A 12112-nucleotide genomic window follows, 5' to 3' on the forward strand; every position below is an offset into this window, starting at 1 on the left:
GTCACATGTCGCATCAATCTGATTTGATCAGCGAGGACATCCTCGCCTATCTGGGCCAGCACGAACGCAAGGAAATGCTGCGCTTCCTGACCTGCGGCAACGTCGACGACGGCAAGAGCACGCTGATCGGCCGCCTGCTGCACGATTCCAAGATGATCTACGAAGATCATCTGGAAGCCATTACCCGCGATTCCAAGAAGTCCGGTACCACTGGTGAAGAGGTCGACCTGGCATTGCTGGTTGACGGTCTGCAGGCCGAGCGTGAGCAGGGCATCACGATCGACGTTGCCTACCGGTATTTCTCTACTGCCAAGCGCAAGTTCATCATTGCCGATACTCCGGGCCACGAGCAGTACACCCGCAACATGGCCACCGGTGCGTCGACCTGCGACCTGGCGATCATTCTTGTGGACGCGCGTTACGGCGTGCAGACCCAGACTCGCCGTCACAGCTACATCGCCTCGCTGCTGGGCATCAAACACATCGTGGTCGCCATCAACAAGATGGACCTCAACGGTTTCGATGAAAGCGTGTTCGAGTCCATCAAGGCCGATTACCTGAAGTTTGCCGAGGGTATCGCTTTCAAGCCAACCACCATGGCCTTTGTGCCGATGTCGGCGCTCAAGGGCGATAACGTGGTGAACAAGAGCGAGCGTTCGCCCTGGTACGCCGGTCAGTCGTTGATGGAAATTCTCGAAACGGTGGAAATCGCCAGCGACCGCAATTACGCGGACCTGCGGTTCCCGGTTCAGTACGTCAATCGTCCGAACCTCAACTTTCGTGGTTTTGCCGGCACCCTGGCCAGCGGTATCGTGCACAAGGGCGACGAAGTCGTGGTGCTGCCGTCGGGCAAGAGCAGCCGCGTCAAGTCCATCGTTACCTACGAAGGTGAGCTGGAGCAGGCCGGTCCAGGTCAGGCTGTGACCCTCACCATGGAAGACGAGATCGACATCTCCCGTGGCGACCTGCTGGTGCATGCTGACAATATTCCACAAGTCAGCGATGCATTCGATGCCATGCTGGTCTGGATGGCTGAAGAGCCGATGCTGCCGGGCAAGAAATATGACATCAAGCGGGCCACCAGCTACGTGCCTGGTTCGATTGCCAGCATTACCCATCGCGTGGACGTCAACACGTTGCTCGAAGGTCCTGCCAGTTCGCTGCAACTGAACGAGATTGGCCGCGTCAAGGTCAGCCTGGATTCAGCCATCGCCCTGGACGGTTACGACAGCAACCGCACTACCGGCTCGTTCATCGTCATCGATCGTTTGACCAACGGCACTGTGGCGGCGGGCATGATCATCGCCAAGCCGGTCGGCGGTGCATGTGCCAGTCATCATGGCGAGCTGGCTCACGTCGCTACTGAGGAGCGCGCGCAGCGCTTCGGCCAGCAACCGGCAACCGTACTGTTCAGTGGTTTGTCAGGTGCAGGCAAAAGCACGCTGGCGTATGCGGTGGAGCGCAAGCTGTTCGACATGGGGCGTGCGGTGTATGTGCTGGACGGTCAGAACCTGCGTCATGACCTGAACAAGGGGCTGCCACAGGATCGCGCCGGACGTACCGAAAACTGGCGTCGTGCTGCACACGTGGCGCGTCAGTTCAACGAGGCCGGCCTGATTACATTGGCGGCGTTCGTCGCGCCGGATGCCTACGGTCGTGAACAGGCCAAGGCGCTGATCGGTACCGAACGTCTACTGACCGTCTATGTCCAGGCATCGCCTGCAGTCTGTCGTGAACGAGACCCACAGGGCCTGTATGCCGCCGATGGCGACAACATTCCGGGTGAGTCCTTCCCTTACGACGTGCCGCTCAACGCTGATCTGGTTATCGACACGCAGACGCTGACTGTCGAAGACGGCGTCAAGCAGGTCCTGGAGCTGTTGCGCAGTCGCGGTGCGATCTGATGTAACGGCTGCAACGTTGTGACAACGCCCCGGCAGAGCCTGAATCCTGCCGGGGTTTTTGTTTTCCACAGGCATGAAAAAACCCGTCATTCGCTTCCAATGACGGGTTTTTCGTGTGGCTGGCCGGGCGTTACTTCTTCAGGCCATAGTGCTCGTCAAGCATACCTGGAGTATCAGGCGACTTTGGCGCGTAATCCTTGGGGGCTTCGCTGTGACGTGGTGGCGTCAGGCGGTCGCGTGGAGCCTGATTGGCCGGCGGATGCAGGGCGGCCAGCAGACGTTGACGGGTCAACTCATCAAGGGCCAGACGGTTGGCGCCCTCGGCAAGGTGTTCCTGAACATCCTGATAACTTTGCGACAGTTTCTGTACCAGGTTAGCCGTGCTGTTGAAGTGAGTGACCACCTCGTTCTGATAGGTATCGAAGCGCTCCTGAATATCATTCAACTGGCGCTGGGTGCTATTCGGAACGGTGTTGGGCAACAGACGTGCGACCAGGAAACCAATGACGACACCGGCAACCAGGGCGAGAGTCGGCAACAACCAAACTAAGAGCGAGTGTTCCACGAGTCCTTCCTCTATAAACGGCTTTGCTTTACGTTAACGGCTCGAACCTGCGCTGTATACCCGCGACGTGTCGTAGATATGCCAGCCACAGACATTCAGCTAGACGAGTCGACCCATTTCGAGGTCACGGAGTTCTTTTTTGCTCATGCGTGAAACCCCTGTATTCATCGACGGCCCAGAGGGCCAACTCGAAGCACTTTATCAGGACGTGCCCAATGCCCGGGGCATCGCACTGATCTGCCATCCTAACCCGATCCAGGGCGGAACGATGCTCAATAAAGTCGTCTCTACGTTGCAGCGCACCGCGCGAGACGAGTCTTTGATCACGTTGCGCTTCAATTATCGCGGTGTTGGCGCCAGCGCTGGCACCTCCGTTGCCGGTCCCGGCGAGATCGATGACGCGCAGGCAGCTGCGACTTGGCTGCGTGCTCAGCATCCCGATTTACCTCTGACCCTGTTCGGCTTTTCCTTCGGCGGATATGTCGCAGCCAATCTGGGTGGTCGCCTTGAAGCGAAGGGCGAACAGCTCAAGCATCTGTTCCTGATTGCGGCGGCCGCGTCACGCCTGCAGGACCACAGTGTGTTGCCGCAAAACTGTCCGTTGACGATCATTCAGCCCGAAACCGACGAAGTCATCGACCCGGAAATGGTTTACGCATGGTCTGCTGCGCTGCAACGTCCCCATGAGCTGCTGAAAGTGGCAGAATGCGGACACTTTTTTCACGGCAAGCTGACCGATCTGAAAGACCTGATCCTGCCGCGACTCTCCAATTGATTGCAGCCCATAGATAAGCGACCTGCCATGACCATTCGTATCCTGACCGGTATCACGACTACCGGCACTCCCCATCTGGGCAACTATGCGGGCGCTATTCGCCCGGCGATCGTCGCCAGTCGTCAGAGCGACGTCGACTCATTCTATTTTCTGGCCGACTACCACGCCCTGATCAAATGCGATGACCCGCTGCGTATTCAACGCTCGCGTCTGGAAATCGCAGCGACCTGGCTGGCAGCAGGGCTGGACGTTGAGCGCGTGACCTTTTATCGCCAGTCCGACATCCCGGAAATTCCGGAGCTGACGTGGCTGCTGACGTGTGTGGCAGCCAAGGGGCTGCTCAATCGTGCGCACGCTTACAAGGCGTCGGTGGACAAGAATGTCGAAACGGGCGAAGACCCGGATGCTGGCATTACCATGGGCCTCTACAGTTATCCGGTGCTGATGGCAGCGGACATTCTGATGTTCAATGCCCATCAGGTCCCGGTTGGCCGTGACCAGATCCAGCACGTCGAAATGGCGCGTGACATCGGCCAGCGTTTCAACCATTTGTTCGGCAAGGGCAAGGAATTCTTTGTCATGCCCGAAGCGCTCATCGAGGAGAGTGTTGCCACGTTGCCCGGTCTGGACGGTCGCAAGATGTCCAAGAGCTACGACAACACCATCCCGTTGTTCAGTGGTGCCAAGGAAATGAAGGACGCTATCTCCCGTATCGTCACTGACTCCCGTGCGCCGGGCGAAGCCAAGGATCCGGACAACTCACACCTGTTCACCCTTTACCAGGCGTTCTCGACCCCTGAGCAATGCGCTGAGTTCCGCTCTGACTTGCTGCAAGGCCTGGGTTGGGGTGAAGCCAAGTCGCGCCTGTTCAGCGTACTGGATGCCCAGTTGGGTGAAGCGCGCGATAAATATCATGGCTTGATCGAGCGCCCCGCCGACCTGGAAGACATTCTGCTGACAGGCGCCGAGAAAGCTCGTCGTGTTGCCACGCCTTTCCTTGAGGAGCTGCGCGAAGCAGTGGGTTTGCGTTCTTTCCGCTCGGTCGTGCAAAGCGCTGATGCCGGCAAGAAAAAAGCCGCCAAAGGCGCGCGGTTCGTCAGTTTCCGTGAGGACGACGGCAGTTTCCGTTTCCGCTTGCTGGCGGCTGATGGTGAGCAACTGCTGCTGTCGCGCACCTTTGCCGACGGCAAGGCCGCAGGTGCGGTCAGCAAGCAGTTGCAGCAGGGTGGCGAGCTGGACCTGCGTGCTGAAGGCGAGCACTTTACCTTGTGGCTGGACGGTGCATGTGTGGCCGAAAGCCCGGTGTTTGTCGACGCTGCGGCGCGGGACAGCGCCATTGAAACTCTCAAGCAGGCGCTCGCTCCTCAACAGGACTGATTGCCATTCCCTGGGGTCGTCGCTACAGTGACGGCCCGTTTTTGTTGCCTTGCTAACGAATATGACGCCCTTAGAACGATATCAAGCTGATCTGAAACGCCCGGACTTCTTCCATGATGCCGCGCAGGAAAACGCTGTGCGTCATTTGCAGCGCCTGTACTACGATCTGGTCGCTTCCCATGACAGCAAGCCAGGCATATTCGGCAAACTGTTCGGCAAGAAAGAACCGACCCTGGTCAAGGGTCTGTATTTCTGGGGTGGCGTAGGCCGTGGCAAGACCTATCTGGTCGACACTTTCTTCGAAGCCCTGCCTTTCAAAGACAAGGTGCGGACACACTTTCACCGCTTCATGAAGCGCGTGCATGAAGAGATGAAGACCCTGAAAGGGGAGAAAAACCCGCTGACGATCATCGCCAAACGGTTCTCCGACGAAGCGCGAGTGATCTGCTTCGACGAATTCTTTGTTTCCGACATCACTGACGCCATGATCCTGGGCACGTTGATGGAAGAGCTGTTCAAAAACGGTGTAACGCTGGTCGCGACCTCCAATATCGTTCCGGACGGTCTCTACAAGGACGGTCTGCAACGCGCGCGCTTCCTGCCTGCCATCGCCTTGATCAAGCAGAACACCGACATCGTCAACGTCGACAGTGGCGTCGATTACCGGTTGCGTCATCTGGAACAGGCCGAGCTGTTTCACTTCCCGCTCAATGAAGTGGCGCAGGAAAGTCTGCGCAAGAGCTTCAAGGCGCTGACGCCAGACTGTGCCGAAACCATCGAAAACGATATGTTGATGATCGAAAATCGCGAAATCCGTGCCTTGCGCACCTGCGATGACGTGGCGTGGTTCGACTTTCGCGAGCTGTGTGACGGGCCTCGCAGCCAGAACGATTACATCGAACTGGGCAAGATCTTTCATGCGGTGCTGATCAGCGGTGTCGAGCAGATGGACGTCTCGACCGACGACATCGCCCGTCGCTTCATCAACATGGTCGACGAGTTCTACGATCGTAACGTCAAGCTGATCATCTCGGCGGAAGTCGAGTTGAAGGATCTGTACACCGGCGGCCGTTTGATGTTCGAGTTCCAGCGTACGCTGAGCCGACTGCTCGAAATGCAATCCCACGAATTCCTGTCCCGCGCCCACAAGCCTTAGGGTCGCGACAGGTTTTCACGCGGCGAGCAAGCGCAAATCATATGCTCGCCGCGAGCGATTCAAGCTGCTTGCTGGAATTGTTGCCGGTACTGGTTGGGTGACAGTTCGGTGTGCTGGCGGAACAGGCGGGCAAAGAAGCTCGCGTCGTCATAGCCCACCTCGTAGCTGATGGTCTTGATGCTCTTGCGAGACGCTGAAAGCAACCCTTTAGCGGTTTCAATGCGCAAACGCTGCAGATAATGCAGCGGTTTGTCGCCGGTCGCGGTCTGGAAGCGGCGCATGAAGTTGCGGATGCTCATGCCGTGATCGCGGGCCACGTCTTCAAAGCGGAATTTGTCCGCAAAATGCTCCTCCAGCCAATGCTGAATCTGCAGGATGATTACGTCCTGGTGCAGCTTCTGGCCCCCAAAGCCGATTCTTCCAGGCGAATACGTCCGACGCACCTCGTACAGAATGTCGCGGGCCACTGCCTGAGCCACATTGGCGCCGCAGAACCGCTCGATCAAATAGATGTAGAGATCGCAGGCCGATGTGGTGCCGCCCGCGCAGTACAGATTGTCGGCGTCTGTCAGGTGTTTTTCCTGATTGAGCAGGACATTCGGGTAGCGCTCGGCAAACTGGGTGAAGAAGCGCCAATAGGTCGTGGCCTCCTTGCCGTCGAGCAGCCCCGCCTCGGCCAGCCAGAACACGCCGGTCGCCTCTGCGCATAACACGGCACCCCGAGCGTGCTGCTCGCGCAGCCATGGCAGAATTTGCGGGTAGCGTTGGCTCAGTGACTCGAAGTCGTCCCAGAAGGCAGGGATCACGATAATGTCGCTCTCGCACAACCCGCCATCTACCGGCAGGGTGACGTCGCTGAAGCTGCTGACAGGCAGTCCGTCCGGGCTCACCAGGCGTGTTTCGAAGGCAGGCACCAGGCCGTTGCCCAATTGCTTGCTGTACCTGAGACTGGCCAGATGGAAGAAGTCCTTGGCCTGCATCAGTGTGGAGGCGAACACTTTGTCGGTCGCCAGAATGCTGACGCGCCGCAGAAGGGCGGTGTGTTGGATCGGCATCATCTTTTGTTCTTATATGGGGAAATGGTCAGACAACGGCTGGATCGTCTTATTTTTTAGCAAGCGTGTCCAGCCTGCTCGTGACGTGCAGGGCTGGGTGACTGCGATCCGGGCGGCAAATATCCGCTAAATCGGTCATCGCAGGCAATAAACAGAACGTGGACAAAAAATCCGGTTGAGGTTACTGGTCCAATCTGTATAATTCGCCAGCTCTTTGCAGTGGAAGTGATGCGCCGTCTGCCTAAGAAATCTTGCCGTATAACGGACGCGCTGACCCGAGCCCCCGATAGCGTCTGTTTCCGGCTGCCTTTGACTTGTCAAAGTACGCACTATTCAGTAAGATCCGCCGTCTCATTTTCAGGGCGGCCCCTGAGGCTATAAAGAATGAAAACTTTTACTGCTAAACCGGAAACAGTTAAGCGCGACTGGTTCGTCGTCGACGCTGCTGGTCAGACCCTGGGTCGTCTGGCCACCGAAATCGCGAGCCGTCTGCGTGGCAAGCACAAGCCGGAATACACTCCGCACGTTGATACCGGTGACTACATCGTCGTCATCAATGCCGAGCAGATCCGCGTGACTGGTGCCAAGACCACCGACAAGATCTACTACTCACACTCCGGTTTTCCGGGCGGGATCAAGTCGATCAACTTCGAAAAGCTGATCGCCAAAGCTCCTGAGCGCGTGATCGAGACCGCGGTCAAAGGCATGCTGCCTAAGAACCCGTTGGGTCGCGACATGTATCGTAAGCTGAAAGTCTATGCGGGCGCTGTACACCCTCATACTGCTCAGCAGCCCCAAGAACTGAAGTTTTAACGGAATAGTTCATTATGTCGGCGACTCAAAATTACGGCACTGGCCGTCGCAAGACCGCAACCGCACGCGTTTTCCTGCGTCCGGGCACTGGTAACATCTCGATCAACAACCGCACTCTGGAATCGTTCTTCGGTCGCGAAACTGCCCGCATGGTAGTTCGTCAGCCGCTGGAACTGACCGAGACAGTTGAGAAGTTCGACATCTACGTCACCGTTATCGGTGGCGGTGTAAGTGGTCAGGCTGGCGCAATCCGCCACGGTATCACTCGCGCTCTGATGCAGTACGACGAGACTCTGCGCGGCGCGCTGCGTAAAGCAGGCTTCGTAACTCGCGATGCTCGTGAAGTTGAACGTAAGAAAGTCGGTCTGCGTAAAGCGCGTAAGCGTCCGCAGTACTCGAAGCGTTAATTCGCTCTTCGTTCAAGAAGAACGCTCGGTCCCTTTTGGGGCCGGGCGTTTTTTTATGGGTGTCTGTCTGGGGTCCTGTAGGCTGACACACCGTTGCGTCGGGTATTGCCTTGTGGGCTTAAAGGCATTTATTTACCATCCGGCAGAACATGAAGTTGCTGAAGGGTCACACGCAAACGTCTGATTCAGCAGGCAAGACCGCTGACGAGAGGGGGCGCAATGAGTCATGACGGCGTGAACACACGCAGACGTCGCTTCCTGGTGACGGCTACGTCCGTGGTAGGTGCCGCTGGGGTGGTGGGCGCGGCGATCCCCTTTGTAGGGTCATGGTCGCCTGGTGCCAAGGCGAGGGCTGCGGGAGCGCCAGTCAAGGTCAATGTCAGCAAGATCGAGCCAGGCCAGCAAATGGTCGCCGAATGGCGAGGCCAGCCGGTTTTTATTCTGCGCCGCACGCAAGATATTCTGGATAGTCTTGAACGGATGGCTGATCAGCTGTCTGACCCTCAATCCAGAGCCTCCGTCCAGCCTGACTATGTTGATCCGCTCTTGCGCTCGATCAGGCCAGATATCGTGCTGTTGATCGGGATCTGCACGCATCTGGGGTGTTCCCCGACCTTTCGTCCTGAGGTTGCGCCTGTCGATCTTGGCAAAGACTGGAAGGGCGGCTATTTCTGTCCTTGCCATGGCTCTCGTTATGACTTGGCAGGTCGGGTCTACAAATCGCAGCCTGCGCCTTTGAACCTGCCGGTTCCACCTTATTTCTATGAGTCCGACAGCATCATCGTCATTGGCGTCGATCAGGAGGGCGTGTGATGAGCAAGTTCATGGCCTGGATCGACGCGCGTTTTCCGGCCACCAAAAGTTGGGAAAAGCACCTCAGTCAGTACTACGTCGCGCGGAACCTCAACTTCTTCTACTTTTTCGGCTCGCTGGCGCTGCTGGTGCTGTTCAATCAGCTGTTGACCGGTATCTGGCTGACCATGAGTTACACGCCCACGGCGCAAGGAGCGTTCGCGTCTGTCGAGTCGATCATGCGTGACGTCGAGCACGGCCCGATACTGCGCTTGCTGCACACCACGGGTGCTTCTGCGTTCTTTATCGTCATCTACCTGCATATGTTTCGCGGGCTGCTCTACGGCTCGTATCAGAAGCCGCGGGAGCTCGTGTGGATCTTTGGCATGCTGATCTATGTGGCGCTCATGGCAGAGGCTTTCATGGGCTATCTGCTGCCGTGGGGGCAGATGTCGTATTGGGGTGCGCAAGTCATCATTTCGTTGTTCGGTGCCATCCCGTTTATTGGTGAAGATCTCGCGCAATGGATTCGCGGTGATTATCTGGTTTCCGGGATTACCCTGAACCGGTTTTTCGCACTGCACGTGATAGGGCTGCCGCTGGTTATTGTCGGGCTTGTTGTGCTGCACCTCATAGCGCTGCGTGAGGTGGGTTCGAACAACCCGGATGGTATCGATATCTGGAAGCACCTTGATGAGCACGGCAGGCCGCTGGACGGTATCCCGTTTCACCCGTACTACACCGTGAAGGATTTGTTCGGCGTGGCTGTCTTCCTGTTTGTTTTTTGCGGCATCGTATTTTTCTATCCGGATATGGGGGGATATTTTCTCGAAAAGCAGAATTTCGAGCCCGCCAATGCATTCAAGACCCCCGAGCATATTGCTCCCGTCTGGTACTTCACGCCGTTCTACGCAATCCTGCGCGCCGTCCCCGAAAAGCTCATGGGTGTGATGGCCATGGCCGGCGCGATCGCTGTGTTGTTCGTGTTGCCCTGGCTTGACCGTAGCCCTGTCAGATCAATGCGCTACAAGGGGTGGCCGAGCAGGATCGCCTTGCTGGTGTTCTGTGTAGCGTTTGTGACGCTTGGGTATCTGGGGGCAAAGACGCCGACGCCTGGACGTGCGCTGGTGGCACAGATCTGCGCTTGTCTGTACTTCGCTTATTTCCTGCTGATGCCGCTTTACACCCGGTTCGAGAAACCCCGACCTCTGCCGGAAAGAGTGACTGGTCGATGAAAAAGCTATGGGCCATAGGCGTGCTGATGCTACTGCCGGCGTTGGTGCTGGGGGCCGAGAGCAATGCACAGCTTGAGCGGGTGGATATCGATGTTGGCGACAAGGCCGCTCTGCAGGATGGCGCTCGTACCTTCGTCAATTACTGTATGGGCTGTCACAGTGCCAAGTACCAGCGCTACGAGCGTGTCGCGGATGATCTTGGCATTGCGCACAACCTGATGCTGGAAAAGCTGGTATTTACCGGCGCCAGAATCGGCGACCACATGGACATCGGCATGCAGCCCAGCGATGCGGAAGCGTGGTTTGGTGCGGTGCCACCCGATTTGACCCTGGTGGCAAAAGTGCGCGGTACGGATTGGCTCTATGGCTACATGCGCTCGTTCTACGAAGCCCCCTCAAGGCCATGGGGCGTTAACAACAAGGTCTTTCCTGATGTGGCGATGCCTAACGTGCTGGCTGGGCTCCAGGGACGTCAGGTTCTCGGTTGCAGGCAGGTGCAGGCCACCGAGGGTGAGGCACGCAAGTACGACCCGCTGTCGGGTGCGCCGCTGATGCACCAAGAGTGTGATCAATTGATTGTGGTGCCAGGTAGCGGCGAGCTGACGGAAAAGCAGTTCGACGAAAAGATCAGGAATCTGGTGAGCTTTCTCGCCTATTCGGCCAACCCGGTTAAACTTCAACATCAACGCATTGGCGCTTATGTGCTGCTGTATCTGGCCTTCTTTCTGGTCTTCGCTTACTTGCTCAAGCGTGAATACTGGAGGGACATCCGCTGATTACGCGCCGTTGCGCGTTACGCCATGCACGTTGTTGGCGTCTCGCTACAGGCTGCTGCCCTGCTGCAGATGCGGGCAACGCAAGATTACAGAATTTACTTTGCGTAAATGAGCTATCTTGTCGCCCGCGATGAGCGCCTGTACTGCGGTGTTCGTGTGCAAGTTCGATAAATTTCAACAAGCGAGGAGGATCGCCATGGGCGTGACCAACCGGTTGGCCTGCTACTCCGACCCCGCCGACCACTATTCCCATCGAGTGCGTATCGTGCTCGCCGAGAAGGCTGTCAGCGCAGAAATCATTGATGTTGTGACCGGGCGTCATCCGCCACAGCTCATTGAAGTGAATCCTTATGGCAGCGTGCCAACCCTGGTTGACCGCGATCTCGCGTTGTACGAGTCGACGGTGGTGATGGAATACCTGGATGAACGTTATCCGCATCCACCGCTGTTGCCGGTCTACCCCGTAGCGCGTGCCAACAGTCGTCTGCTGATTCATCGGATTCAGCGTGACTGGTGCGGGCTGGTGGATCTGATTCTGGATTCGCGCAGCAAAGAAGCTGCTCGCGTGCAGGCGCGCAAGGAATTGCGCGAAAGCCTGACCGGCGTTTCTCCGCTGTTTGCGGAAAAAGCTTTTTTCATGAGTGACGAGCAAAGTCTCGTCGATTGCTGTCTACTCCCCATACTCTGGCGTTTGCCGATTCTGGGTATTGAATTGCCACGGCCTGCCAAGCCGTTGCTCGATTACATGGAGCGCCAATTTGCGCGTGAGGCTTTTCAGACAAGTCTGTCTGCCGCCGAACGTGAAATGCGCTAAGGCTTAAGGAGCCGTTGATGAACTCCAGTCGCCCTTATCTGGTTCGTGCTCTTTACGAGTGGATCGTCGATAACGATTGCACTCCGCATGTGCTGGTCAATGCGGAGTATCCGTCGGTGCAGGTCCCGCAAGGGTTTGCCAATGACGGGCAGATTGTCCTGAACGTTTCGCCCAGTGCTGTGCGTCATCTGCACATGGACAATGAAGCTGTCAGTTTTGAAGGCCGCTTCGGCGGTGTGCCGCACACGCTCTATGTGCCTGTTGCTGCGATTCTGGGTATCTATGCCCGGGAAAACGGTCAAGGCATGGTTTTCGATCTGGAGCCCTCCCTCGAGGACGACGAGATCGAAATGGACGATGGCGACGATGCGCCGCCACCCAACAGCGAGCCGCCGCGCCCTAGCGGCAGGCCGAGTCTGAAAGTGGTGAAATAAAAAAGGCGA

Annotated in this window: 13 protein-coding genes; 11 read left to right on the forward strand and 2 right to left on the reverse strand. The window is 57.2% G+C overall.

The features are described 5' to 3' along the window. The first annotated feature begins 5 nt into the window (after positions 1-5). Positions 6-1904, forward strand: a complete 1899-nt coding sequence (gene cysN, locus KDX37_RS06835; protein WP_231651919.1) for a sulfate adenylyltransferase subunit CysN — start codon at positions 6-8, stop codon at positions 1902-1904. Positions 1905-2034: 130 nt separating this feature from the next. Here the strand turns inward: cysN and KDX37_RS06840 are convergent, their stop codons facing one another. Beyond that, a complete protein-coding gene (locus tag KDX37_RS06840; protein WP_231651920.1) occupies positions 2035-2469 on the reverse strand; it encodes a YhcB family protein in 435 nt (144 codons plus the stop codon). Between the two features lie 145 nt (positions 2470-2614). Between KDX37_RS06840 and KDX37_RS06845 the strand changes: the two genes are divergently transcribed. From KDX37_RS06845 to zapE, 3 genes are all read left to right on the forward strand, one after another. Beyond that, positions 2615-3244, forward strand: a complete 630-nt coding sequence (locus KDX37_RS06845) for an alpha/beta hydrolase (RefSeq protein WP_231651921.1) — start codon at positions 2615-2617, stop codon at positions 3242-3244. 27 nt (positions 3245-3271) lie between these two features. Beyond that, positions 3272-4621 (forward strand): tryptophan--tRNA ligase, encoded by a 1350-nt coding sequence (locus KDX37_RS06850; protein WP_231651922.1) that lies wholly within the window; start codon positions 3272-3274, stop codon positions 4619-4621. Between the two features lie 61 nt (positions 4622-4682). Further along, positions 4683-5777, forward strand: coding sequence for a cell division protein ZapE (gene zapE / locus KDX37_RS06855; protein WP_231651923.1), 1095 nt, complete (start codon positions 4683-4685; stop codon positions 5775-5777). Positions 5778-5836: 59 nt separating this feature from the next. On the opposite strand, the gene KDX37_RS06860 is transcribed toward zapE, so the two are convergent. Beyond that, positions 5837-6733 carry a GlxA family transcriptional regulator gene (locus tag KDX37_RS06860; protein WP_231652001.1) on the reverse strand — a complete coding sequence of 299 codons (897 nt, stop codon included), beginning with the start codon at positions 6731-6733 and terminating at the stop codon, positions 5837-5839. A 483-nt stretch (positions 6734-7216) separates the two neighbouring features. On the opposite strand from KDX37_RS06860, the gene rplM reads away from it, so the two are divergent. From rplM to KDX37_RS06895, 7 genes are all read left to right on the forward strand, one after another. Further along, positions 7217-7645 carry a 50S ribosomal protein L13 gene (rplM, locus tag KDX37_RS06865; protein ID WP_002555065.1) on the forward strand — a complete coding sequence of 143 codons (429 nt, stop codon included), beginning with the start codon at positions 7217-7219 and terminating at the stop codon, positions 7643-7645. Positions 7646-7659: 14 nt separating this feature from the next. Beyond that, positions 7660-8052: a 30S ribosomal protein S9 gene (gene rpsI, locus KDX37_RS06870; RefSeq protein WP_004881524.1), complete on the forward strand. Its 393-nt coding sequence runs from the start codon at positions 7660-7662 to the stop codon at positions 8050-8052. 219 nt (positions 8053-8271) lie between these two features. Beyond that, the gene (gene petA / locus KDX37_RS06875; RefSeq protein WP_231651924.1) at positions 8272-8865 is read left to right on the forward strand and encodes a ubiquinol-cytochrome c reductase iron-sulfur subunit; all 594 of its coding nucleotides are present in this window, start codon (positions 8272-8274) and stop codon (positions 8863-8865) included. Next, a complete protein-coding gene (locus KDX37_RS06880; protein ID WP_231651925.1) occupies positions 8865-10079 on the forward strand; it encodes a cytochrome b in 1215 nt (404 codons plus the stop codon). Before petA ends, KDX37_RS06880 begins: the two co-directional genes overlap by 1 nt. Next, positions 10076-10855: a cytochrome c1 gene (locus tag KDX37_RS06885; RefSeq protein ID WP_231651926.1), complete on the forward strand. Its 780-nt coding sequence runs from the start codon at positions 10076-10078 to the stop codon at positions 10853-10855. Before KDX37_RS06880 ends, KDX37_RS06885 begins: the two co-directional genes overlap by 4 nt. Positions 10856-11051: 196 nt before the next feature. Then, positions 11052-11669 (forward strand): glutathione S-transferase N-terminal domain-containing protein, encoded by a 618-nt coding sequence (locus tag KDX37_RS06890; protein ID WP_231651927.1) that lies wholly within the window; start codon positions 11052-11054, stop codon positions 11667-11669. Between the two features lie 17 nt (positions 11670-11686). Further along, positions 11687-12103, forward strand: a complete 417-nt coding sequence (locus KDX37_RS06895) for a ClpXP protease specificity-enhancing factor (RefSeq protein ID WP_231651928.1) — start codon at positions 11687-11689, stop codon at positions 12101-12103. The last annotated feature ends 9 nt before the right edge of the window (positions 12104-12112 follow it).

This window comes from Pseudomonas californiensis, from assembly GCF_021147775.1.
Classification (GTDB): Bacteria; Pseudomonadota; Gammaproteobacteria; order Pseudomonadales; family Pseudomonadaceae; genus Aquipseudomonas; species Aquipseudomonas californiensis.

Excerpts from the sequence above, each read along its gene's own strand:
- cysN (WP_231651919.1), top strand. The coding sequence starts at position 6 with ATGTCGCATCAATCTGATTTGATCAGCGAGGACATCCTCGCCTATCTG.
- KDX37_RS06845 (WP_231651921.1), top strand. The coding sequence starts at position 2,615 with ATGCGTGAAACCCCTGTATTCATCGACGGCCCAGAGGGCCAACTCGAA.
- KDX37_RS06850 (WP_231651922.1), top strand. The coding sequence starts at position 3,272 with ATGACCATTCGTATCCTGACCGGTATCACGACTACCGGCACTCCCCAT.
- zapE (WP_231651923.1), top strand. The coding sequence starts at position 4,683 with ATGACGCCCTTAGAACGATATCAAGCTGATCTGAAACGCCCGGACTTC.
- rplM (WP_002555065.1), top strand. The coding sequence starts at position 7,217 with ATGAAAACTTTTACTGCTAAACCGGAAACAGTTAAGCGCGACTGGTTC.
- rpsI (WP_004881524.1), top strand. The coding sequence starts at position 7,660 with ATGTCGGCGACTCAAAATTACGGCACTGGCCGTCGCAAGACCGCAACC.
- petA (WP_231651924.1), top strand. The coding sequence starts at position 8,272 with ATGAGTCATGACGGCGTGAACACACGCAGACGTCGCTTCCTGGTGACG.
- KDX37_RS06880 (WP_231651925.1), top strand. The coding sequence starts at position 8,865 with ATGAGCAAGTTCATGGCCTGGATCGACGCGCGTTTTCCGGCCACCAAA.
- KDX37_RS06885 (WP_231651926.1), top strand. The coding sequence starts at position 10,076 with ATGAAAAAGCTATGGGCCATAGGCGTGCTGATGCTACTGCCGGCGTTG.
- KDX37_RS06890 (WP_231651927.1), top strand. The coding sequence starts at position 11,052 with ATGGGCGTGACCAACCGGTTGGCCTGCTACTCCGACCCCGCCGACCAC.
- KDX37_RS06895 (WP_231651928.1), top strand. The coding sequence starts at position 11,687 with ATGAACTCCAGTCGCCCTTATCTGGTTCGTGCTCTTTACGAGTGGATC.